This is a genomic window from bacterium (genome assembly GCA_022616075.1).
In the GTDB taxonomy this organism is placed as follows: Bacteria; Acidobacteriota; HRBIN11; order JAKEFK01; family JAKEFK01; genus JAKEFK01.
Window position 1 is genome coordinate 1 of record JAKEFK010000005.1, and the last position, 24,018, is coordinate 24,018.

Annotated in this window: 20 protein-coding genes; 9 read left to right on the forward strand and 11 right to left on the reverse strand. The window is 49.4% G+C overall.

Features of this window, described 5'->3' with window-relative positions; translation table 11 throughout:
- The 3 genes from L0156_00285 to L0156_00295 form a co-directional block, all read right to left on the reverse strand.
- Positions 1-503, reverse strand: a 503-nt coding sequence (locus L0156_00285; protein MCI0601428.1) for a carboxypeptidase-like regulatory domain-containing protein, incomplete at its 3' end; no start/stop codon positions are given.
- A gap of 263 nt (positions 504-766) precedes the next feature.
- Positions 767-1,528: a LytTR family DNA-binding domain-containing protein gene (locus L0156_00290; protein MCI0601429.1), complete on the reverse strand. Its 762-nt coding sequence runs from the start codon at positions 1,526-1,528 to the stop codon at positions 767-769.
- Positions 1,529-1,544: 16 nt separating this feature from the next.
- A complete protein-coding gene (locus L0156_00295) occupies positions 1,545-2,579 on the reverse strand; it encodes a peptide-methionine (S)-S-oxide reductase (GenBank protein ID MCI0601430.1) in 1,035 nt (344 codons plus the stop codon).
- A gap of 313 nt (positions 2,580-2,892) precedes the next feature.
- Here L0156_00295 and L0156_00300 point away from each other — a divergent pair, with 313 nt between their 5' ends.
- The gene (locus tag L0156_00300; protein MCI0601431.1) at positions 2,893-3,120 is read left to right on the forward strand and encodes a rhodanese-like domain-containing protein; all 228 of its coding nucleotides are present in this window, start codon (positions 2,893-2,895) and stop codon (positions 3,118-3,120) included.
- A gap of 196 nt (positions 3,121-3,316) precedes the next feature.
- On the opposite strand, the gene L0156_00305 is transcribed toward L0156_00300, so the two are convergent.
- The 4 genes from L0156_00305 to L0156_00320 all read right to left on the reverse strand — a co-directional run bounded on the left by L0156_00305 (position 3,317) and on the right by L0156_00320 (position 5,808).
- Positions 3,317-4,084 (reverse strand): sulfite exporter TauE/SafE family protein, encoded by a 768-nt coding sequence (locus L0156_00305; protein MCI0601432.1) that lies wholly within the window; start codon positions 4,082-4,084, stop codon positions 3,317-3,319.
- A gap of 83 nt (positions 4,085-4,167) precedes the next feature.
- Positions 4,168-4,764 carry a dual specificity protein phosphatase family protein gene (locus L0156_00310; GenBank protein ID MCI0601433.1) on the reverse strand — a complete coding sequence of 199 codons (597 nt, stop codon included), beginning with the start codon at positions 4,762-4,764 and terminating at the stop codon, positions 4,168-4,170.
- 82 nt (positions 4,765-4,846) lie between these two features.
- On the reverse strand, positions 4,847-5,653 hold the full coding sequence (dapB, locus tag L0156_00315) for a 4-hydroxy-tetrahydrodipicolinate reductase (GenBank protein ID MCI0601434.1): 807 nt from the start codon (positions 5,651-5,653) through the stop codon (positions 4,847-4,849).
- A complete protein-coding gene (locus L0156_00320; GenBank protein ID MCI0601435.1) occupies positions 5,650-5,808 on the reverse strand; it encodes a hypothetical protein in 159 nt (52 codons plus the stop codon). Before L0156_00320 ends, dapB begins: the two co-directional genes overlap by 4 nt.
- Positions 5,809-6,089: 281 nt before the next feature.
- Between L0156_00320 and L0156_00325 the strand changes: the two genes are divergently transcribed.
- The gene (locus tag L0156_00325; GenBank protein MCI0601436.1) at positions 6,090-6,236 is read left to right on the forward strand and encodes a hypothetical protein; all 147 of its coding nucleotides are present in this window, start codon (positions 6,090-6,092) and stop codon (positions 6,234-6,236) included.
- A gap of 64 nt (positions 6,237-6,300) precedes the next feature.
- Here the strand turns inward: L0156_00325 and L0156_00330 are convergent, their stop codons facing one another.
- The gene (locus tag L0156_00330; GenBank protein MCI0601437.1) at positions 6,301-7,266 is read right to left on the reverse strand and encodes a hypothetical protein; all 966 of its coding nucleotides are present in this window, start codon (positions 7,264-7,266) and stop codon (positions 6,301-6,303) included.
- A gap of 106 nt (positions 7,267-7,372) precedes the next feature.
- Between L0156_00330 and modA the strand changes: the two genes are divergently transcribed.
- Positions 7,373-8,131: a molybdate ABC transporter substrate-binding protein gene (gene modA, locus L0156_00335; protein ID MCI0601438.1), complete on the forward strand. Its 759-nt coding sequence runs from the start codon at positions 7,373-7,375 to the stop codon at positions 8,129-8,131.
- 70 nt (positions 8,132-8,201) lie between these two features.
- Positions 8,202-8,570 carry a VOC family protein gene (locus L0156_00340; protein ID MCI0601439.1) on the forward strand — a complete coding sequence of 123 codons (369 nt, stop codon included), beginning with the start codon at positions 8,202-8,204 and terminating at the stop codon, positions 8,568-8,570.
- Positions 8,571-8,634: 64 nt separating this feature from the next.
- Here L0156_00340 and L0156_00345 read toward each other — a convergent pair whose 3' ends face one another.
- Positions 8,635-9,333 carry an alpha/beta hydrolase gene (locus L0156_00345; protein ID MCI0601440.1) on the reverse strand — a complete coding sequence of 233 codons (699 nt, stop codon included), beginning with the start codon at positions 9,331-9,333 and terminating at the stop codon, positions 8,635-8,637.
- Between the two features lie 93 nt (positions 9,334-9,426).
- Here L0156_00345 and L0156_00350 point away from each other — a divergent pair, with 93 nt between their 5' ends.
- Positions 9,427-12,225 (forward strand): peptidase, encoded by a 2,799-nt coding sequence (locus L0156_00350; protein ID MCI0601441.1) that lies wholly within the window; start codon positions 9,427-9,429, stop codon positions 12,223-12,225.
- Between the two features lie 60 nt (positions 12,226-12,285).
- Positions 12,286-17,883, forward strand: coding sequence for a hypothetical protein (locus L0156_00355; protein ID MCI0601442.1), 5,598 nt, complete (start codon positions 12,286-12,288; stop codon positions 17,881-17,883).
- Between the two features lie 8 nt (positions 17,884-17,891).
- Here the strand turns inward: L0156_00355 and L0156_00360 are convergent, their stop codons facing one another.
- Both L0156_00360 and L0156_00365 read right to left on the reverse strand, forming a co-directional pair.
- Positions 17,892-18,308, reverse strand: coding sequence for a hypothetical protein (locus L0156_00360; GenBank protein MCI0601443.1), 417 nt, complete (start codon positions 18,306-18,308; stop codon positions 17,892-17,894).
- 36 nt (positions 18,309-18,344) lie between these two features.
- A complete protein-coding gene (locus tag L0156_00365) occupies positions 18,345-18,596 on the reverse strand; it encodes a hypothetical protein (GenBank protein MCI0601444.1) in 252 nt (83 codons plus the stop codon).
- A gap of 175 nt (positions 18,597-18,771) precedes the next feature.
- Here L0156_00365 and L0156_00370 point away from each other — a divergent pair, with 175 nt between their 5' ends.
- From L0156_00370 to L0156_00380, 3 genes are all read left to right on the forward strand, one after another.
- On the forward strand, positions 18,772-21,033 hold the full coding sequence (locus L0156_00370) for a hypothetical protein (protein MCI0601445.1): 2,262 nt from the start codon (positions 18,772-18,774) through the stop codon (positions 21,031-21,033).
- Positions 21,034-21,106: 73 nt separating this feature from the next.
- On the forward strand, positions 21,107-22,528 hold the full coding sequence (locus L0156_00375; GenBank protein MCI0601446.1) for a hypothetical protein: 1,422 nt from the start codon (positions 21,107-21,109) through the stop codon (positions 22,526-22,528).
- A 293-nt stretch (positions 22,529-22,821) separates the two neighbouring features.
- Positions 22,822-24,003 (forward strand): metalloregulator ArsR/SmtB family transcription factor, encoded by a 1,182-nt coding sequence (locus L0156_00380; GenBank protein MCI0601447.1) that lies wholly within the window; start codon positions 22,822-22,824, stop codon positions 24,001-24,003.
- The last annotated feature ends 15 nt before the right edge of the window (positions 24,004-24,018 follow it).

Here is a 24,018-nt window from a genome sequence, read left to right on the forward strand (position 1 = left end):
ATACGGTCATTATCAACACCGGGGGTCTGTTCGATGATGACCCACGGGTCGCGACCGCTGGGAACTTTGTCCAAGTATTCCCGGTTGAATGTGGATTCATTACCGGTCTTCTTGGTATCCACAACCGGCGTATCTGCGACAACGACAAATTCTTCTGCCAGTGTCGGCTTCAACGTGATTTCCAGATTGACCGAACCACCGATGGAAACGCGCACGTCTTCCTGACGCACTTCTGTGAAGCCTTCAATGGAAAACGTCACAGCATACGTTCCCGGAGGCAGGTTCGCAAAACGGAAACCGCCGGTCGGACCGCTCGTTGCGGTCTGAGGCTGAATCTGTGTAGATTCAAGCGTAATACTTACGCCAGGCAGCGGAGCCCCTTTATCGTCTGTCACTTTACCGAAAACTGATCCCGCTTTCGTCGCAACCTGCGCCGAAGCGGAAAAGGCAAGCGCTAGAACGAATAAAGGCACCGCCACCAGTACAAACCACTTTAGTTTCATAGTTACTCCATATTGTTTTGAAATTCGTTTTATCTTGAGCAAGGGAGATGCCAGAAAGGCCGGCCGAGAATAGATCAAGATTTCAGGATCGGCAGAATCAAAGTTTAGTTCGCTATGAAAAACATTTTTCCAGACAGAACCGCGCGTTTCATTCCTGAAAGCGAATGATTCGCGCCATTTTCTGCATACTTCGCGCATGGAACGTAAAGTTGAATCAGGAATCCAAAGCAAAGACGCAAAGTCGAAGAAATTCTCGAAGAAATTTACAGCAGAGAAGAGGTTTCGTTAAGGCTCGGAATGATTTTTCCGCTGACTGCGCGAAGTTTGGATTTACGGCTCAGGACGAGATGAGTTCCGTCCTGTAGAGTTAACTGGTAGGTTCTTCGGTGATTCCAGGGTTGTATGCGGCGAACCCGATCGACGTTCACAATCGTAGAACGATGAATTCGCACAAACTGAAGAGGATCCAATTCCAATTCTAAAGCAGAAATACTGATTTTTAGAAAGAGCACTTCTTTCCCGATATGAAGGCGAACATATTTTCCTTCAGCGTCTGCCCAATCCAGTTCTTCCGGTTTTATGAAGATCACAGAGCGACCACTTTTAATTGCAATCTGCTTCGGATTCCGCCGCGTTGAAGGCCAGGCTCCCTGGTTCCTGGAGAATTCGATTTCTCTCCGGGCCCGCTCCAGAGCAAGAAGGAGGCGTTCGCTGCGAACAGGTTTTACTATGTAATCGGCCGCAGAAACTTCGAAAGCGCGCGAACCAAAGTGATCGAGATTACTGAGAAAGATGGTCACCGGTCTATCTTTAGCTGAAATAGTTTCCAGCAAAGCAAAACCGTCCAGGCCCGGGGTTTCCACTTCACAGATAAAAACGTCCGGCCTGAACTCGCGCAACGCAGGAATCGCTTCCAATCCGTTGACGCATTCTTCAATGATCCAGTTAGCAGAATCATTTGACAAAAGCTCGATGACTGCGGCCCGCACAACAGGATCGCTGTCCAGAACAAGAGCGCGCAACATAGTTTTTCCTATTTATTCAATCCTTTTCTTTCCAAATTGACCGCAAACGGCGTTCACGACCACATTGCATCTTGTAACGCTTGTATTGAAACGCATTCTTTTTGTAATAGTCCTGCTGTTTTTCATCGACTGGAGAAAACTGCGTGGCCTGGAGGATGGGAGTGATCACTTCCTCATTCAGCATCTTTTGAACCTCGCGTTTTGATTCTTCCGCCGCCGCCTTTTGCTTATCGTCATGATAGAAGATCGCGCTGGTATACTTAAATCCTCGATCACAGAATTGACCTTCGGAATCGGTTGGATCGATGTTTCTCCAGAAAGCTTTCAGTAAATTCTCGTAACTGATTTTCTCAGCATCATACAAAACCTGAATCGCTTCAATTTGGGCAGTGAAACCGGAACTCACAAAAACAACACCGTCCACATGCTCAAAAGCTTCTTCCATACACCAGTAACAGCCACCGGCAAATGTTGCCGTGCCCGTTTTTGTTTGCGCAGACGCAGTTTGGGCTAAAGTTAGAATGAATATAGTAGAGATCAGTAAACGGAAAGAATTGCTCATAGTTAACCCCGCGCGTTTTAAACTTGGATCGGGACGGTTCGAGAAACGGCTGACCGTCAGCGAAATGGGTAAACCTACACAAAAGATGTGTATGGTTAAACCGGTCACAAGGCTTTTTGGAAGAAGAGTGATGCTGTGGGGAAAAGCTGACAGTGGCACCACCACCAGTTGCATGAAGAAGTAAACCGCAATGCCATAAAGGATGCCGGAGATAACAGGCGCTTTCAAAAGCAGCGGTACTTTGCGGCTGGCGGCATAGAAGACGGTTGTGGCGCCGAACGCAATCGAGAAATGCAACAGAAGGCCCAGGTAAGCGGTAATCAAACCGCCATCGTAGGATTCAGAGCCAAGCAGGCCGCTAGCGACCGATTGCAGAATGCGCTCAGCGCCTCTTCCCCATAAAAGACCGTAAACCATGACTGCGGCAGTGATGTCCATAGTGCCGCATAGCAATCCGCCCCACAAAATGGCACGATAATTTTTCATCATGCGCAGAAGAGTACAGCACAGGACATTTAGACGACAATGGGATTGTCACAAGCGGTTTCCGTGAGAGAACAAGTGAGAGAACGCCAACTATCTCCGGTAAGAAGCGCATGCTGAGGTTGTTGAATAATCAATTGGAGCGCGGACTTCCAGTCCGCAAAAACGTGTTTGCTCGACAAGCATTTTGCGGGCAAGATGCCCGCGCTCCCACTCTAGGACCGCCCGCGATCTGAATTATTCAACAACCTCGGCTTCCAGCCTGCTTGGGAGTTGTCAGTAAGTAAATCGGGTATAACTTACATAGCAGAGGTGGTCCATGTCAGCGGAACCAACGATTAAAACGATTGATCGTGACGAGCTCGAAAAAAAAATCGAATCGGGAGAACATTTCTTTCTTGTGGAGACTCTGCCCGAAGAAAAGTATAGGAAAGCTCACCTTCCGGGCGCCCTGAATCTTCCACCGGATCGTTTAAGAGAATTGGCGCCATTCATTCTGCCGGACAAGAATGCACTGATAATTGTTTATTGCGCAAGTCCTACCTGAAACGCATCCGATAAAGCCGCCCGTGAGTTGGCGGCTATGGGGTACACAAACGTCGTTGATTATGCCGGCGGCAAGCAAGATTGGATCGATGCCGGCCTGCTTGTTCAAGAAACAAAGGGATAGAAGCTCATACCAAAAAATATCCGTTCTATCCTTTAATCCGGTTTATCTCCTATGTTTTTTGAACTTCTTTGTTTCAACGCATCCTGAAGAGCATCAAGATGCCAATCGTAAGTCCGATGAGAATGACAAGGCCCCGGACGAGAGATCTGTTTAAACGCCGCGCAACACTTGCTCCGAAATAGCCGCCCGCAACAGCTCCCATCGCCATCACAAACGCGGGAGGCCATGATATCAGTCCTGCAAAAATGAATCCGATAATCGCAACAATGTTTAAGCAAATTGCGAGAAAAATTTTGAGACCGTTGGCCACATGTATGTCGCTGATCCCCAGCAGCCCGAGAGCAGCTAAAATCAGAATGCCATTTCCTGCGCCAAAATACGCTCCGTAAGTAGCGGCCAAAAATTGAATCATCACAGCGGGAATCCGCCACGTATCATTCAGTGTGGAACGAGACTTCAACCACCGTGTGACCGGTTCTTGCAAGGTAAAAAGAAGCGTAGCGAACAGAATCAGAAAAGGAACGAGTCGGGCAAAAGTTTCAGAAGGCGTTTTAATCAATAGGAACGTTCCGAGGACTCCTCCGCACAGGCTGACCAACCCGAGTTGGATCATGAATGAACGTCCCGCTTGAAGCTCACGCCGGTATCCTAAAAGGCTACCCGCTAATCCCGGCCAGAGAGCCATTGTGCTGGTTGCATTTGCAATTTTTGGATCGAGTCCGATCGAAATCAATGCGGGAAAACTGAGTAGTGTTCCGCCCCCCGCTACGGCATTGATGGTTCCCGCTCCGAAGGCGGCCGCAAATAACAAAATAATATGGTAGAAGGAAATCCCGAACATCGCTCGTGTTCAGAATTATAGTCTGGATAACCACGCTGCGGAGATGCGTAAGAAGACGTACTCAATAAACCCTGAAAGACTTCTTAGTTGCCAGCTTTCGTGCTGACAACAGCTTGCGCCGGTGCAGTCTTTGTCTGCGTCAATCCGTTGTAATACTCGAAAACGAAACTCTTGAATTCAGGATGCAGGAAGCTGGGCCCAAAGTCATATTGTTTCATTTCCTTATATGCCTGATCAGCATCCCACCCTTGCGTCATTCGATACACGGCAGTCATCAGGCCGGTGCGATGCCGGCCTCCAACGCAATGAACGTAAACGGGTTGACTCGCAGGATCATTAACGAGTCTGAGGAATTCGGTAAGTTGGGTTGTGGTGGGTGGCTGATGTGTGGTCATCGGGATCTGGTAATAATTCATCCCTGCGTTTTCCACCAAGGATTTTTCATCGGCTTCGGCATCATCGCTCGTTAGATTGATTACCGTACGGATACCTAGCGCTGCGAGATCCACATAGTCCTGACCCTCGGGCTGAGCACCGCGATAATAGTGATCAGCAATGCGTCCGAAATTCTTAATAGTGGATAGATTCTTGATGTCCTCCGCTGGAGCCGCAACAGAAAGCGCCAGCAGGAGAAAAGCGACGATTCCAGAAGAACGGGAAGCTTTTTTGTAACCGGTCACCTCTTCAACCTCCGATTCTAGTACTTGATTTCTTAAGATAAAAACAATGGCAAAACTTGTCAAACCTGTGTCACGTTTGTGACTACTGGAACAGAAAGGAATCGATCCCGCGGATCAATCCGGTCGAGCTGCCGACGTTGCGGATCGCGATCAGCGCGCCGGCCAGATAAGGCGCCGGGCTCGCTCCCGCATCGTAACGAATGCTTAACCGTTCATCCTTCTCGCCGAAGAGGACTTCCAACCCGATCACAAAACCGGGCAATCGTATCGAATGAATTTGAGTATCGTTCAAAGTTGCGCCGCGGCTCTCAACCGGTCCTACTGTACTGGAAATGGGGCGCTCCATTTCCGGTTTGCGAATTTCGGAGAGTCGAAAAGCTAATTGCCGCGCCATACCACTCGGCGAATCCGGTTTGCCCGCCGCAGCATAATCGATCACTTCCCAGTGCGAGAGGAACCGAGCAGCCTGACATGCAAAACGTTGCAACAGAATTGCTGAAGTTGCAAAATTTCCGCATGCGACCACTCCGACTCCGTTTTGCAACGCTGCTTCATGAATCTCCAGATAATCCTGATCGGTCAAACCGGAACTTCCCACCACCACATGCACCCTTTTATTCAACGCGGTTAAAACGTGATCTTTGACTACGTTCGCACTTGTGAAATCGATGTAAACGTCCGTGGGTACGGTCAGTGCGTCGCCAACCGATTTTTGGATGATCAAGTTCAGATTCGGTTGATCAAGAATTTCACCGAAATTCTCCCCCGCGCGTTTGCGCGAAACTGCCCCGACCAGGCTGAGATCTTTGGTTTTAAGAATTTCGCGGGATAAGGGCAACCCGGTCCATCCTGTAGCACCCCCCACGCAGACATTGAGATGCTTGTTCATCGTTTTCTTTTCTTTTCCGAGTCAAGCAGATCACCGTAAAAAGTCCGGGCAACTTCATCGACATCTTGCACGTTATTTTTCGCGCGGGGTTCCTCTGCCTTTTTGAACAGGGATTGCCAGAAAGCAACAATCGCCGCCAACAGTCTATTGATCACTACTCTCCCTTATCTGAGTACAATCATACTCAGCTGAGCCAAGGTTTGCCACTTACATTGATGGAGCCTCAGGCCCGAAAGCTATACAAGAAAGATAAAGAGTTGTAAATGGCAAATGCGTCAAGCATGAAGGCGGACAGCAAGTCAATGAACAGCTGGGGACCACCTGGGCGGTCCTCACGGAATGCTTTTTCCTGCTGAATTTCAGCCCGCAGATTCAGGATGATCTCTGGGAATTCAGCAATAGAGGAGGTTTACAGATCCATCATCCTAACCGATCCATGAATGAGCGGTGCCGGGAGATGAGGAAGAAGTATCACGATTTACCAGTGGACCTGGCCGACGCTACGATGGTGAGTATGGGGAAGAGCTTGGAATTGATCGCATCCTCACACTGGACCATCGTGATTTCTCAGTATATAGAATGAAAAATGGCAAACGCTTTAAGATGCTGCCAAAGCTATCCTAACGCTCGCAACCACACCGTCCGGATCAGTCGCCCTTATAGGTACGCACCTGTGTTACTTCGTAATCCATTTGCCGGACGTAGCTGGGATTCCTAAGTCCATCTCCCTGTTTGAAAAGCTTGCCGGTATCCTGATCAACGTAGAATTTTCCCAGGCTATGTCCTTTCGCGGCGCCCGGATCTCGGAACTGGTAATAAAGACGGCCATCCTTATCGTAACCACGACCGATAATCGTGACGAAATGATCGGTCATCTTGTCCTTATTAATTCCGAGCCGGTCATGGCTCACACCCACCAGAACCGGCTGACCGTTCTCCAATTTCTTATCGATGTAGTCGCGCGCAACTTGTGCTTGAGTGGAATCTGCTTTGAGTCGTCCATTCTTATCTTCGCCATATGCAATTTGAATGGCTTGATCGGGACCATTTAAATCCGATGGTTTGTGATTCGCTTTGTTGAAGTCTTTCAATTGTTTTTCGGCGGCTTCTCTGCAAGCCTTCTGCGCTTTTTCGTCGTCCGTCGGATAGAGATCCATCTGATTCACATGTTTTACGTCCAGGATCACGTGATTCTTGCGCTGTTCTGCCGGCACGACCAGAGCATCGCTCATCTTGAGCTCCGGTTGTCTCCTTGATCTGATTCCCGGATCTCCATACTTCGACTGTAAACGGTTTTGTTCGACCTCATTTTTGAAAGCATCGAACAGTTTTCCTCCTGTAGTTTTCATTACGTTACCGCCGCAGGTTTCGGCATGTGTTTCAAAGGACCTTGGGCTTCCTATTTCATAGCGATCGACAGCTTTATAAAGCTTCTGAAATTCTTCCTTCCCCTTGATTTGTCCATCGGGACCGGCAATCGCTCTCAGCTGGTTTTCAGAAATGCCATTCACTTCCAGACTTTTTTTGAGTCCATCACTCAGATTGTTGACGTCGATGACGCCATGTTTCGCAGAAAGTTCATTGACAAACTGGTTTCGCGTAATCGTTGACATATGTGTTCCCTTCCTCCCATATAGGAATAGCGGGAACTGAGCGGAAAAACTGTCAATTGGTTTTATACAGCTGGGGTGTGCACTTCAGGTTATTATCTAGCGATATATGAACCACATTTCGGCAATCATATTTTCTGTAGTCGTACTGTTGGTGGGAACAGGTTACCAGGCACGCGCGGAAGTCCTGGTGCACGCTGCTGCGAGTCTTGCGGACGCCCTCAAGGAAACCGGAATGCTTTATGAACAGAAGACAGGAGAGAAAGTTTCGTTCAACTTTGCCGCTTCCAGTCTTCTGGCAAGGCAGATTCAGGAGGGGGCGCCTGGCGACATTTTTTTCTCCGCCGATGAGGGGAAGATGGACGGTCTGGAAAAGGAAGGATTGATTCGAAAAGATATGAGGAAGTCGCTGCTGTCGAATACTCTGGTGATTGTTGTTACGACAGATTCGAATGCAAAATTCTCTTCCGCTGCGGACCTTGTTAACGTGAAAGGAAGTATCGCGATTGCAGAACCGCAGACTGTCCCAGCCGGCATCTATGCGAGAGAATATTTGAAGAAAATTGGAATCTGGGACAAGGTCATGGATCGGCTCATTCCTACCGATAATGTTCGTGCTTCGCTCGCAGCAGTTGAATCGGGCAATGTAGACGCTGGAATCGTGTACAAAACCGATGCCGGCGTATCGAAACGAGTCAGGATCGCGCATGAAATCCCCCGAGGAGAAGGCCCTAAGATCAGTTATCCTCTCGCAGTTCTGACGCACGCAAAGGATTTTCACGCTGCTAAGAAATTCTATGACTTTCTACTGAACCCCAGGGTTCTGGATATTTATCTGAAGTACGGATTTCTGCTCTCCGATTCTTGACAAAAACAGACTTGATAGTCTAGTATAGAAACATTCATATGTTACAGGACACTCTTGAAGGAGAGAACAAATGTTTCAGACGGTAAGTTACATCATGATCAACGTTTCAGAAATGACAAGATCCATCCGATTCTATCGCGATCAACTGGGTATTCCACTGAGATTTGAATCACCAGGATGGACTGAATTTGAAACAGGCTCTACGACTCTTGCTCTTCATTTGGGAGAGGCCATAGCGGACCCGAGTGGTCGCGCCGCCGGCAGTTGCACAATCGGATTTGAGGTACAGAACCTGGATATGGTTTACGAGGAACTAAAAGAGAAGGGTATACGTTTCTCCATGCCGCCCAAGAACCAGGAAAATGAAGGGATTCGTCTAGCCGTGTGTCAGGATCCCGATGGATTATCCATCTCATTTGCAGAGCTACTCAAGAAATAATTTTGAGCAACTTCAATGCAGTCTGAGCATTTTCATGAATGCTGGCTTTCCTTAATTCTGTGTCTTACGGCGCTGAAAGGAACCGCAGAATTTCCAGCATGAGCCGCGCAGCCTGATCAGTTTCAAAAATTGCCTGAGCATGTGCGGAACCCTCCAGGATGATCAGCTCTTTTGGGTCAGGAGTCTGTTCGTATTGCTCGCGAATTTTCACGAGTCGCACAACACCGTCACCGCGTGTATCTTCTCGCGCCACGATAAACAGTTTGCGCCCTTTTACCTTTTGCGGCGGACTATTGAGGATGGATGCAAGGAAAACAATCCGTTCGATTTGACCGGCGATTGAGCGAATAGAAGCATCTGCAGCAGCACCGCCACCCATGCTTGCACCAATAATCGAAATTGTTTTGGCGCCCGACTGGCGCAAATAACGGACCGCGGCTAACAAATCCTGGTACAATGGCGCGCTCATCGGATCTTCCTGGCCCGGACCACGCGATTGTCCATAACCCCGGAAGTCGATCGCTAAAACCCGAAATCCTGCTGCCTGGAGTTCTCGCGCCTGCTTTTGCCAGCTCCCTTTATGAAATCTTCCGCCATGAGCCAGAATCAGTGCATGATCGCCCCTGCCATAAACGTCGCCGAAAATCTCACCACCATCTTCCGTGGGAAATGAAACTGTCACTGCATCATTCGGCTCTGCAGCAACGGTTCCAATGAGTATCAAAAGGAAGGCAACAGAAAAGAAGATCCGGTTGATATACATATCATTGGCTCCTTCATGAAGCAGTATGTAACCTTGAAGCAGACATGTCTATAATGAACCTGCGTTCCGAGTTCAAACCAAGAGAGGTCATGCATGCAGAATGTACGTCGCTTTGTAACTTTGAGCTTATTCATTTTTCTTACGAGCCTGATTGTTGTTGCGCAGAATCCGTATGACCCGGACACGCCGGAAGCGGGGTCTGTTCAAGCTATCGCACGCTATACAACAGAAACGAAATTCGGGAATCCCTGGGTAGCTTATGTTCCGGATTCTTCTACAGTCCCATCTCCTACAAAATATCTGGGACATGTTGTTGGGGCGGCGGGCGAATTATCGCATACAGCAAAGATTTACGGTTACCTTCGCGAACTGGCGAAAGCATCCGACCGCGTGGATGTAGAAGTAATCGGAAAATCAGAAGAGGGGCGCGACATACTTCTCGTGCTTGTATCCGATGGGCAGAACATTAAGAATCTTGCTCAGCTTCAGCAAGCCACAGCGGCGCTGGCCGATCCACGCAAGACATCACCACAAGAAGCGGAACGAATCATCGCGACTGCAAAACCGATTTATTACTTCAACGCAGGGCTGCATTCTACGGAGACCGGAAGTCCGGAGATGGTAATGGAAATGGCCTACAGACTTGCAGTCAGCGAACAACCGCATATCCAAGAGATTCGGCGGAATGTTGTTGTGCTGATCAATCCGGTGTCCGAGCCGGATGGTCGCGACAAAGTTGTGGACTGGTTCTACCGCTACCTGAAAGGAAAAACCGATTTTGACAATCTCCCGAGGCGCACTCCTCCATTCTGGGGTAAGTATGTTTTTCACGATAACAACCGCGACACACATCAGCATGCGTTGAAGCTCACGCAAGCGGTCCACAAAATGTTTTACAACTACCACCCGACCGTCATGCACGATCTGCATGAGTCGATTCCACTGCTTCTGATCTGGAACGGGACTGGGCCGTGGAATCCGAATCTGGATCCCCTTGTAATCAACGAAGCATTTGAAACGGCACTGCATGAAATGACTACGCTTACTGGATTTGGAATGCCGGGAGTGTGGACCTGGGGTTTCGGCGAAGGGTGGGGACATCATTATCTTGATTCATTGGCGATGAACCACAACGCACTGGGACGCGGCTACGAAACGTTCGGCAACTCGACCGCCGAAACGGTCGCGCGCGTGTTGCGTCCGAACCAGGAGCGTTATGTGGATAAGCCTGTCACTGAACCGGATTGGTATCGTCCCTTGCCGCCGGAAAAGAAAATGCAGTGGTCACTCCGCAACAACACCAACTACATGCAAACCGGTTGTCTCGCCGTTTTGAGCTACACAGCAAAACATGGTCAGGAAATGTTGCGAAACTTTTACCGGAGGAGTTATAACTCCTGGCAAAAAGGTGTGAAAGGAAATCCGTATGCATTCGTGATCGCGCCCGATCAAGGGGATCGGCGCCGGGTGGCTCAAATGGTGGAGCTGCTGCGCAGTCACAAAATCGAAGTGCATCGCGCAACAGCAGCGATCAAAGTCAAAGAGGGTGAATTTCCGAAAGGGAGTTACGTAGTGCGGCTCGATCAACCGTATCGAAACTACACTGTGGATTTGCTCGTGCCGCAAGAATTTCCGACCGATACCCCATACGAGCCGTATGATGACATCGCATGGGCGTTTCCGGTGCATTACGGCGTTGAAACCAAACGGATCGATGATGCAGCAATCTTGAAAGTGGGGCTCGAACCACTACCCGCTACTCTTGTTGTGCGCGGTCAGGTGAAGGGAAATGGCCCTGTGTTCCTGCTAAAAGATACAGGGCAGGAGTCGTTGCTGGCAACGCGTGTGCAGCTGGCGAATTTTAAGATCGAGATTGCCGAACAGAATTTCAAAGCCGGTGGAATCGATTATCCGCGAGGCTCCTGGATCATCGCCGGACAGGAAGGACTGCGGCAAGCACTCGATCGTGTAGCGCAGGAGTTGGCGCTGGATTTCGTAAGCGCCGGCAATGCGCCGGATGTGAAGCGGCACGATTCACCACTCCCGCGCATCGGTCTGTGGACAATATGGGCCGATACTGAAATGGCGGGTTGGGTACGGATGACTCTGGATCAGCAAAAGATTCCGTACACGTATCTTCGTGATGAAGAGATTCGCGCAGGCAAGTTGCGCGATCAATTTGATCTCATTATCTACCCTGAAAATTACCAGGATCTCAAAACTCAGATTCATGGAATCGATACAAAGTTCGGCCCGATGCCCTACACAAAAACTGCGCAATTCACTCATCATGGAGTTCCTGTTGCTTCGAATGACATCACCGGCGGAATCGGATGGAAAGGGATAGCAAATCTTGCAGACTTTTTAGAACAGGGCGGTCTGCTGGTGACACTCGGAAACGGCTCGGCGCTTCCGCTGGAAGGGGGACTGGTGCGCAATGTACGCCGCGGCAGCGAGGTCACTTCACCCGGAGTGGAGATCGGAACAAAATTTATTCGATACGATCACCCGCTCGCATATGGTTATCCGGAAACAACTTCGGTTTTTCGCCAATCTTATCAGGTCTATTCGGTGCGTCCTGCGGATCGCCGATGGATTGTGATGCAATGGGGAACGCGCCTGCCGAAACCGGAACGGGAGGTGGAAAAAGAGGATCAAAAAGAGAAGAAGGATGAAAAGAAAGAGGAAGAAGCGCCGATGGTTGTAAGCGGTGGGATGAAGAGCACCGATGATCTTGAGGGACATGCTGCGATTCTGGATTTACCAGCAGGTCGCGGACGCGTAATCGCTTTCAATTTCAATCCGATGCATCGCGATTTGAATCACTCGGATTATCGTTTGCTATGGAATGTGATTCTGAACTGGTCCAGTCTGCCTCCGGCAGTTCCTTGAGCTCTTTAAACGCAGACTCGGCGAATCGTCAACGCCGACATTGAGGTAAAATAGCCTCTAATGCAACGCGCATCCCGCCGCCCGGCGTTCTTAGTGTTGATCACAGCGTTACTAATAACGGCGTCTTTTCTATGTAGCGGCTGTTCCAAAGCGAATCAGCCGGCGATCCCTGATTCACTTCAAAATGAAATCAAGAAGCACCCTCCGGTTGCTGATGGCATGACCCCGTATCGGCTGCAAGTTCCGTCAGTTGCGGTAAGCCCCGGATTCCAGGTAGACAACTCTACATTTAGCGCTTTCGATGGCGTACTGTTCGTCTGTATACGTTCCTTTCCGCGCGAAGAAAGCCTTATCTTCATGAGCGTAAATGAAGGGGCGCTGTGGACTGAGTTAAAGTTGCCCGCGCCTAAACCTTTCTGGGTATCATGCGTTGACTCCGGGGCGCTTGCTTATTTTAGCGATGGCAGCTGGATATTGGATCCGAAGCTGCTGACATGGAGCAAGCTCAGTACAAACCAGCAGGTTACATTTTGGCGGTTTGGTCCAACTGAGTTAACGTGGGAAAACGAAGGCTTACTAGTTAAGAGAGATAAACAATGGGAAAAAGCTGCTCGATTTCCACGCGGTTGGCTCCCTATAACTATCGAAAGAATAAAACGCGATGATGCATCTCAAGCTCTTGTATGGCTTTACAATTCCGATAACAATGTCATTTACGGCCATTACCTTACCGGGCCTGGTTACGCTGACCCCTTAAAGCGGCTGCAGTTCGAGGGGCAAGACCCCACGTCAATGACGAGCCTTTCAGGTAAGTTGATTGCCGCGCTTTCCACGGGAATATTGAAGGAGTCCAATGATCTAGGAGATAACTGGCAGGATTTCGGACGCCCGTATCCCTGGAACTTCCAAGGTGAAAATACAACTTCCCAAAATCCGATTCGAAGTCTTGTGACTGCTGGCACCCGGCTTTACGCTGCCACATCTACGGGTCATTTCTCATATGACTTACGCAACGGCAAATGGGCAAGGTTGCAGAATGTGCCGGATGATATTTCGCGCTTCGTCGTTGTGGGCACGGATCGAGTGCTGGCCGTTGCGCCAACTCACCTTTACGTAGCTACTGGCCTCGATAACTTTCAGCAATGTACCTGGCGCAGCTCTGTTGAAGTGCTTCACGCCGGTATCTCACAGAAGATGCTATTTGCGATAACACGCCCCTTGCATGGTAAAGGTGAAAAGACGATATGGCACAGCGATGATTTCGGGAAGAAATGGTTGCCAGGCCTCATTGGACAAGAGATTTACGATGTGGCCCTGAAAGAGCGAATCGTCCTGGCGTTGACGAATCGTGGACTTCAGACTACGCGTGACGAAAGTGGAAATTGGGAGCCGTGGGGTAGCCAAAATGCTCAGAAGCCGGATGTTTTCGATAAAAATGACCAGATCGAGATAAGCTCCGATCACGTATATCGCCTCAGCAGAGGGAAGGTGAGCCGCCAGCAGAAAGAGGACACAAAATGGCAAGAAATTTCAACTGGCCTGAATGATGCTAATCTCATTTCGATAACCACATCTGATAAAGCAGTCTTCGTTTCGACAGAAGACACCGTGTACACATTCAATCCTGAGCATCTTGTGTGGCGTCCGCTGAATGTCAGGAAGCTGAGCGATATCTCAAGACTCATCGCAAGTGGTTCTTGTGTGTGTGCGGTGATGGGAAATGCGATCCACTGCTTTCGGAACGCAACAGACTCAAATGGCTGGAGACCACGGGCAGTAGGGTTGCGTGGAAAAATTACGGACCTGTGGATTGATCCAGAAGCTGTTCTTCTTGATGGCACCCCCGAAATGCTGGTTGCCGGGAGCGATCAAGGACTCTTTTGGAGTGTGGATGGCGGAGAATCTTTTTCCGAAGCTAGCGAAGATGCTTCAAGGATCTCCAGAGTTAGTTCGATTGCGCGCATGCCAGGAGCATTCGTTATCGCATCTGAACAAAATATTATCTATGTTGTCGACAATGTAGATCGAGGCATTTCCTGGCCAGCAATAATCCGCTTCATTAAGGAAGACATACCGGGAGGATTCTGGACCATTTTGGGGAGTCTCCTGGTTTTGACTTTCTGTTCTACACGATTAGCCTCTCTCCTTCTTCAATTAAACGTGCCGCCGTTCAAATGGATTGCTCCCTGGTTTTATCTAACACCGGTGGGCCGGTGGAAGCTTTATCGCAGATATCGCCATAATATGCGACGCGAGCGCGAGATGACCGTTGTCTCCGAAAGGTATGTCGATCTTCCCTACACCGCGACAGGCCTTTCGGAAGCAGCATCCACAAAATCGATTTCGCAAGCAGCGTGGGAAGAATTGCAGCATAAGGCAGTCACGATTGTAGCGGACGGTGGGCGAGGTAAGAGCACGCTGGCTCGCTACATCGCACTTATGGCGTTAAACGAAGTAGGCGGAAGAAAACACGTTCCCGTATTGGTAGAAGGTTTAGCATATACCGGGAACGTGATTAGCACTGTTACCGGAAGTTTGCGGCGGCATCGGGCATACGTAAATGATACGATAGTAGCCGCACAACTTGAGGCCGGATACCTTCTCGTATTGTTCGATGGATACTCGGAAATTCGCGAGGCTTTTTGGGACGACGCAATGAAGGATATTCCCCAAAAGGTTAAGCAAAATCCTGACGCTAGATTTCTTTTCGCCTCCCGGACTGAGTTGCCCACCGACCTGCGAGATGCTTTAGGACAGCCCGTTGAAATTCAGCTTAGAGACTTATCTAATGACGACATTGTTCCCTTCTTAGCGCGGTACCTACCGGAACCGAGGCCGGCTTCATCAGCACCCGAAATAACAAGCGCGAATCACTCACTGGAGCGGGCTGGCAAACTCAATGACTTGCTTCAGGAACGCCTCCCAAACCTGCCCCGAATTCCACTTATGCTTCGGCTGGTAGCTGAGGTCTATGCTTCAGAAGGAAATGTTCCGAAGGATCTACCTGGTGTCTATTCTAAATTCACTGACAGGCTTCTCCGCCCCGACGCTACAGGAGTCAAGAATTCGGCAGGGTTGATTTTCGGCATATGCCATTTAGTCCGCGAGACGTATCTGCGCAACCCCGGATCGCGCGGCGTGACTGTTAACAGAGCCGTGGAGATTCTTTATGCGGTTAAGGATCCTCTCGAAGGCTTCGGTATTAATCGCCCGGCAATCGAAGTGTTGAATATCCTGATTTCCGCGGGTCTCTACCGGCGCGTTGGCGAGTCTTACCTCAAATTCTTTCACGACACATTTGAAAGTTATTTCGCTGCTCGAGCCCTCATCAATGATTTTGACAGTGAGAAAATGGACTTTGTTAAGACCACGCTCGGCCAGGCTGGCTTAGCTGAAGTCCGTGACTTGCTTGCCATGATTCTGGCTGCAGAGGGTCGGCTCCACGATTTTGTAAGTCGCAGCAAAGTCAAAATCCAAAACATTCCCGCTGGGGTTGAGGATTCAAAACCACTGCCACCGCCGCCTGCTTACTTGCCTCCGGCCAAAGAGGAAAGTGCCGCGGATTGGTTTATGGAGGCAAACATAGCTGAGGGCACGGCAGCGCTAGAAACATTCTGGCAGAAAGGTTCTACTGCAATTCCTCACGTCGTCGATTTGTTAAAACAAATGGAAGATATTTCGAATAGGACTCATCGTGAACAGATTCATGATCGGTTCAAGCAATTCTTTGCCAGTTTTGAAGAGGAATCTGCCAAAGCTCTTGTAGAGCTCGTTCGGACCGGTGATTGGAAAACGGGAAGTGTGGCTGCCGAGTGTTTCGATATCTTTTCGGACGAAGAGGTAAAGGTTGAAGCTGCAAATCAGATTGCCGATTCTTTCATCAACAGCAGCGGCGCTCGATTACTCGAAGAAAAAGATCAAGTACGAAACTGCATCGAAGCGTTGGGTTATCTAGGCGCATTCGATTGGAGATATGCCATTCGTGATGTTCTGGAGAAGACCCGAACTGACCTGGATGGAAAATTTAGATTCGTGACTCTTCAGGCTGCGGCGCGATTCCTGACAAAGCAATTGCCTGAACACATTTCATTGCTGAATTTTATGGCGGATTTGTTTGAAGGCTATGAACATGACAATTTCAGCCCATATCCGGATCCCGTGACAGACGGAGACCTTATCGTTCTAAAAAGAATACTGAGGCGTAGAAGTGGCAAAAGCCAGGCAGATCAATTTCTCAAGTGGCTATCTAATAGCGGAAACAACAAATCGTATGAGCTTGTTCGGGAATGTTGCGCCCATGTCCTCGGGTCCTTAGGACTGCAGCGGGCAGTCGCTACTCTTCAAGGCATCCTGATGGATCATCAGGAGCCGCTCGCTCTCAGAGCTGAATGCGCTTTGTCATTAAGCCGGATCCAACACAAGACTTCTGTACAGGCACTATGGAAGGCAACCGAAGCGCTGGGGGATAAGGATGAGACAATCCGACGTTATGCACTCCACTCGCTTTTGCACGTGATTCATCTCGGTGACGATCCACGGGCTTCTCTCGGCAAGATCTTCGAAACTTTTAAACCGGTGTGGAATAAATATCATGCGCGACAAATCGGGTTATGTAAGGCATTTCAATATGCGGATATTTTGGACCGTCTGATTCAAGACAATGATTCTGAAACTAGAGGCCAGGCTGGTTTAGCAATGGCGCGTATTTATGGCGGCGAACGATCCAATATGTTACAGGATTGCCTCGAACAGGCAGATTCTCCGATCGAGCGAATATTGTTTTGCGCCGGTTTGTTGCAGGCAGGAAAATCTCCCGGTGTTTTGCAGGTACAATCCTCGCTTCAGGCCGGGCTTCTCGACTGGCCAGCAAATGTACGACAGGATGTTTTCTCCATTCTTAACGCAGCCGAGCCACCTTATCGGAACGTTGCCGATGAATGGAGAGATTTTCTTTCGCGCGTACCGCCAAATTGTGATTACGGTGGCTTCTCCGCCTTGCGCAAACAGAGCATCGAAAGCGAAAGCACAGCTATGCAATCGCCGATTGAGACTCGAAACAAACGTGTAGAACCACCCGGTTCGAAAGAGGACGATCCGGTCAAAGAAACCAAAGAAGAAACAGTTCCTCGGCAGCGTGAGGATCAAACAGCTCCGGCTTCCATGCGCAGTCTGAAGATTTTCCTCGCTTCTTCTGGAGAGATGGAACCCGAGCGAAGAGAGATCGAGTTACTGATTAGAAGAGAGAATGACCGGATGTTTAACAAAGGTCTGTATCTTCAACTGATTGTATGGGAGGAATTATCACACAGCTTTCGCGGAGCTGGCATTCAAGATCACTTCAATGAGCAACTACTCCAATGCGAGGTTGTCATTTTTCTTTTTTTCAAGAAGGTTGGGAAATTCACGAAAGAAGAGTTCGAACTCGCTTACCAGAACTTCAAAAAGGGCAGCACCAATCCAAGGTATTTGTACGTGCTATTCAAGGATGTGCCGGTCAAGATCAGCGAAATTGATGAGCAGATTTTGCAGATCAAAAAGCTAAAAGATCAAATAGCAGAAGCAGAGCAAATCTACTTGAGCTTTGAATCGATGGCGGAACTTCAGTTGAAATTGAAGCATCAGATCGACTTAATCCTCCAGGAAACAAAAGTCCTATAGCTGTGTGTTCACTGTGCCTTTGTGGCTTGAAGGCGATTTTCAGACGGCGCAACGATGCGAAGAGCGGATTGTACCGGGAAGCGTTTTGAAAGCCACTCGAGAACTTCTTCCGGTTTGTAGCCGAAAGGCCCTGGCTCTCCTTTATAGACGATCGTACCTTTTTCATCGATGATGTAAAACCGTTCGGGCCACGCTGAAAAAGCAGCATTCCCGGGATTTTGAATCGGATCCACCAGTAAAGGGATGTTGTATTGAAAACGCTTTACGAAATCAGTCGCGATCATTAAACGATCAGCCTGAGTTTTGGGCTGCGCGTAACAGACGTCTTCCTTTTCATTGGATTTCACTTGCCACTCATCTTCAGGGTGGGCTTCCTTTATATATACTGTCAAAAAGGTGACTTTGTTTTCGTATTCTCTGTGGATCTTCTTTAGCGTGTCGACCGACTTGCGAAAGGGAGGTCACGTGAAGCTACCGAAAACCAAAACAAGAGGTTTCGGTCCGATAAAAGAGCTCAGCTGCAACTGATTTTTTCCATCCAAAGAGAGGAGCGGAACATCAGGGGCGCGATCACCCACGCGAAGTCTTCCCTCTTCACGCTGATCATAGCGAATCATTCCGATGACCATGCTCGGTCCACCTATCCAGTAAACAAAGGCACCGCCAGCAAGCAGAAGCAGCGCCAGGATTCCCAACAAAATCTTTTTCCACATTTCTACTTTATTATACTGTCTAAAATTAACGCAGAGACGCGGAGTACGCGGAGAAAAAAGAGTCAAACCTCTGTGCCTCTGCGCCTCTGCGTTAAAAACTAGAAGGATTTTCGATGAAACAGTACTCTTACATCAGATGCTGTTTCGGGGATGCGGCCTGTGCGTCTTTGTTTGCATGATCTTTGTTTGCACGAGCAATCATGAATCGGGGCGGATAAAAGAGCGCGGTCCGGCGGAGGCGACCCGCTGGCGAGAGCGCGCGATGCGCGATGAGCATGGCCGGATTACGCCGGATGGCCGGCTCAAAGCATTGCAGCAGCTTGAAGCGAATCTGAGTTACTGGCGAAATCAGAAGGCCTCGGCTGCGATAACTACCGAAGTTTGGACCGCCAGGGGTCCGATCGACCGCGGGGGGCGCGCACGCGCCTTAGTTGTCCATCCAGGAGATCCGCAAATTTTATGGGCCGCGGCCGGATCTGGCGGCCTGTGGAAGAGTGAAGACGCTGGTGCCAGTTGGCGTCCGATCGCCGATAAACTCGGCCTGCCTGCGGGTTCGCTGGTCATCGATCCGCGAAACCCCGATATTCTCTACTTCGGGACCGGTGAGCGTTTTCACAGCGGAGGGCCAGGCGCAGGTATATTCGTTTCGCGCGATGGCGGTAAAAGTTGGAAGCGTCTCAAACGAACCAGGAAGTGGCGCTTTGTTCCGGCACTTGCTATCTCACCAGTGAGTTCAAATGTTCTGCTGGCCGCGGTTGCCGATCCCGAATTTCCAACGCGGTCGGGTGTGTATCGTTCGACCAATGCCGGCAAGAGCTGGACCCGCGTGCTCCAGGGTGATCTTCTTACGCCCTCGGCCCTTGTCTTCCAGCCGCGCAATGGCTCACGAGTTCTTCTAGCTGTCCGCGAGGGCCTCTTTCCAAGCGGCGAAGCGCGGGTGATGATCTCGGACGACGCCGGGCTCACATGGCGGCGTTCGAGTGGCGTCGGTACTACGCAGCTTACTCGCTACGAAATTGCCTACGCTCCATCGCGTCCTCAGACCGCTTATGCGATTTCACGCGAAGGAATTTATCGGTCAGATGACGGCGGTGAATCGTTCACCCAACGTTCCAGAGAAGTGATCTTCGGGTTGGTGTTCTATACGGGTATGCTATGGGTGTCTCCCACCGATCCCGATCTGCTGCTGGCGGGGGGAGTCAGCCTGGCGCGAAGTCGCGATGGGGGCTTTACCTGGCAGCGGGTGAATTACTCCGATGAACAGGCCCGCGACGTCGGTCATGCCGATTATCAGGCGGCGGTCTCTGATTCCGGTTTCGGCGTTTCCGGCAATCGTCAAGTTTATATTCTCAACGATGGCGGGATCGATCGCATAGATGACGTGGAGGCGCGGAGGCTCAGGCCGAAACGCGCCAGCAGCCTCGACCACGGAATGCAGACCACAGAATACTACGCTGTCGCCGGCCACTCCAAAGATGGGCTCATCCTGGGCGGCACTCAGGATCGCGGTGTCTTGCGCAGCAATTTGGGATCGACTCAAACAACAATCGAAATGCACGGCGATGGCGCCTGCGCACTCATCGATCCAAGTAACTCACGCTATCAGTATGGATGCACTCAGTTTTTATGGATCGCGCGCATCCAGCCGAACGGTTTGATTGATCTGACCAACGACCTTCCCGACAGCAATCCTGTGAGCGATCTTCGCGCAAACTTCATCGCACCGGTTCTGCTCGACCCGAATTCGCCGGGACGAATGCTGGGAGGCGGCGCATCACTCTGGCGCAGTGAGAATGTGCGCAAAGCAACGCTGGATGCCGGGAATCGCGCGACCTGGGTGGCGATCAAGCCACCGCTGCTACGCGCTTTTCCGGGAGATGATGGCCACCTCATCAGCGCGATCGCCATTGCGAACGGCGACTCCAATGAGATCTGGGTTGCGCACAACGACGGCCGCTTGTTCCGCACGCGAAATGGTCTTGCCACCACGCCGACCTGGGAAGCAATGGATGACAACGGATCCTTGAATCCCCTGCCAAACCGATGGCCGTCCCGAATCCTCATTGACTCTTCCAACCGCCGGCGCGTGTTCATTGCGTTCGGTGGTTTCACCGCTGAAAACTTGTGGCACACTGATGATGGCGGCATCAGTTGGCGCAGCGCGAGCGGTATTGGCGATGCTGCCCTGCCCTCCGCGCCGCTCTGGTCGCTGGCCCAGCATCCACAAAAATCCAACACGCTCATCGCCGGCTCAGAGATTGGCGTCTATATTAGCCGCGATCGTGGTGGAAGTTGGGAGGCGATCCGGGCGCCCTTCACTGCCGCAGCCCAGGACCTCTCCTTCCTGCAAGGTTCGACAACACTCGTAGTCGGCACTTTTGGCCGTGGCCTCTGGACTATTGAGCTCGACAGCAATGAGCAATTGCCGGATTTCTGAACGTTCGAGAACTGGCGATTGAAACAGGGATCGGACCTTCTTTCATTTCGGGAAATGATGAATACTAGAAGAAATGCTTGTCTTCTCCTTTCTTCGCGTGAAAAATACTTTCTTACTTCAATTCAGCTTAGTAATACTTGGTTCTATTCTATTGCTCTGGGCTGCGATCAATAATACTTATCCATTGGTTCATTCAGACACAGCAGCGTATGTTAGTTCGTCATTCAAACTGAAAGTACCCCTAAATGACAAACCGATTGGCTATGGTTTGTTTCTCATGTCAGCCCGTTTATTCAACTCACTTTGGGTTCCACTGATTTTGCAGTCTCTCATAACTGCTGCATTGCTCTTTCGAATTGCAACTTTAATTCTCCCGGTTGTTAAACGACAGTATGTAATAGCATTCAGTGCAATACTCATTACTGTATTAACGACTGACATTTCGAAATATGTCAGCTGCATTATGCCTGATATTTTTACAAGCTGGCTCTTTTTGGGCGGATTCCTTTTTCTTATCTCAACGCAATCTGTGGATAGATTTTTTTCTGCCGGCGCAATCATGGTCTCGTTCATATCGCACAACAGTCACTCATTCTTGATGTACTCTTCGGTGATTCTCCTGCTGCTCTTGTCCTGGGGGCTTCGTTCCAGAAATGATCTTTTCTGGAAAACTTCAAGACAATTATCCCTTTTAGCGATAGCTGCTACTCTCGCTCTTTGCATGTTGAATCTCGCTGTAAATGACAGATTCACATTAACAAATAACAACTCCGTTTTTTACATATCCAAACTAATTTACCATGGCACTTTAACCAAAACATTGGATAAGTATTGCCACGAAAAGAATTGGAAACTTTGTAATTACAGGGAGGTGATTAAACTAAATGGTAACGAAAACTTTCCAAACTGGTATTTTTGGGGGGAAGATTCACCGATGCGTAAAATGGGCGGCTGGAAACCGGCTCCGGAGGACCAGGCTGAGTATCAAGACATTATTTCGCATTCTCTGAATTCCTTCTCTCCAATGATCCTTCGTAGGTGTCTGAAGGAAACTTTCAAACAACTAACCAAAACCTCTTCAAAGCTTTTCAAGTATGACGAAACCTTTGGCGTATTCAAAGTCTTACGAAGTTATTATCCTTTTGAATTCAACCAGTTTATGAACGGGAAACAGCAGAGAGGGCTGGAAGTAAAAGGCAGAATTTTCTCTTTGAAGGAGAAGATTGCGCAGATATTATTTTTTGCAGCAGCAATGATCGTTTTGCTTATTTGTCTTTCAAAAAAATACTACTTCCTATCCGGAATCATGCTCGCTTTGTTCATTTTCTTACTCTTAAATGCCGCTTTCGTGGGATTTACTGTAGCGGCGGAAGGACGTTATCAGGGTAGAGTGCTTTGGCTGATTCCTTATTTTGTATTTTTGGTGTTATCAAGTTTATTTATAAAACTCCATAAGAACGTCCCTCATCTCATTCCTTTGTCAATGCGGTCGTGATCAGCACTTCTCCGAATTGTGCGTCGTTCTGATTCCCACTGCTAGTGTGTCCTGTCCCATCTAAAACTTGCATTTTGCTGCTGGCTCGCAGGCTTGATGGCGAGGCGCATACCCTCTGCGGTACGTAACGAGCGAGCAACGAAGCCAGCGAGCCTGCGAGCCGTAGCCCTTGAGGGGCGCGGCGGCGCTCGCGCCAAAATGGAAAGTTTTAGACGGGACAGGGCACTACAGTCGCCCGCCAGTGTTTTCAGTGATTTGACAACTATATAATGTTAGTTTATAATCTATCTACTATGATTAATATCAAATCTAGATTCGAGTTTGTTGTCAGTCCCTGTTTCGAGCCCTTCTTTGCCTTGCAAACGCTGACCGATGAGAACTCGCGGATCCACGAAGGCTGGAAAAGGCTTGCGCTGCAACGAATCCCGCAGAGTTTCCATAGAAAGTTTGCTTTGATCGGTGGGTCTCCTTACCTCTGGCCTGCTGTTTCCGATACTCTTTTAGACGCTCCGCTGGATCTGTCCTTTGAAAACAGGATCAGAAGGATCGCCAAACTGACGGTCCAGGAGTTGCAGAAAACAATCTTCTTTGGAATCTTCCACGAATGGGGACCGGTAGCCTCTCTTCTTTCAGGACGCTACGATCTCTTTCAAACCGTAATGCGGATTTCAAAGACCAAACGTGAATGGCTCGCATTTATCGGTCTTTATCCGGCTAAGAAGTCTTCGCCAATCTTTCTGGGTTTAAATTGCCTTCTCCGCACACCAAAAGAGTTCCAGAAAATCCTGGTAAACCTGTTGGAAATCTTTTGGGAAACAGACTTTAAACAAACGTGGGACTTCCTTTCCGCGCAACTGGAGCGATCGAGGGAAGAGAAGGAGCGGCTATTTCAATCCTGCACACTCGAAGAATTTGCGCGTCTCGCTTTGCTCCGCGTACAGATTGACGAAAGGCGAGGTTTTCTGGAAGCGGTGCGCGGAGGTTATAAGCTTCCGCTCAAGAAACTTTCAGGCGCTGTGATTTTGCCTTCAGCGTTTAATGATAAACGCCACTGGACTACATACGAAGGAGACCCGAGCAGAATTCTTGCTTTCTTTCCGTACTTTGATCCCGCAATTTCATTAAGCCAGGCCACTTCCGGACCTCCAGAGATACAAGTCGATGAACCGGAACGTGACCCGGCCTTGATTTTCAAAGCGCTGGGAGACACGACTCGGTACGCGATGGTGGCTCTGCTGGCTAGAGATCCCCTGACCTCCGCAGATCTTGCAAAGGCAATCGCCTTATCCAGGCCAACTGTCTCACATCACATTCAGGTTTTGCGAGAAGCAGGACTGCTGGAAGAAAAACTTCAGGGTAATGCTGTTCTGCTTTCTCTGAGACGCGAAGTTTTTGAAACTCTTTCGGATCTGGTAACGCAAAAATTGTTTCATTCCGAAGAAACAATCGATCTGAAAAAAACAAGGACTAAATGACCGTCAAATAAAAGC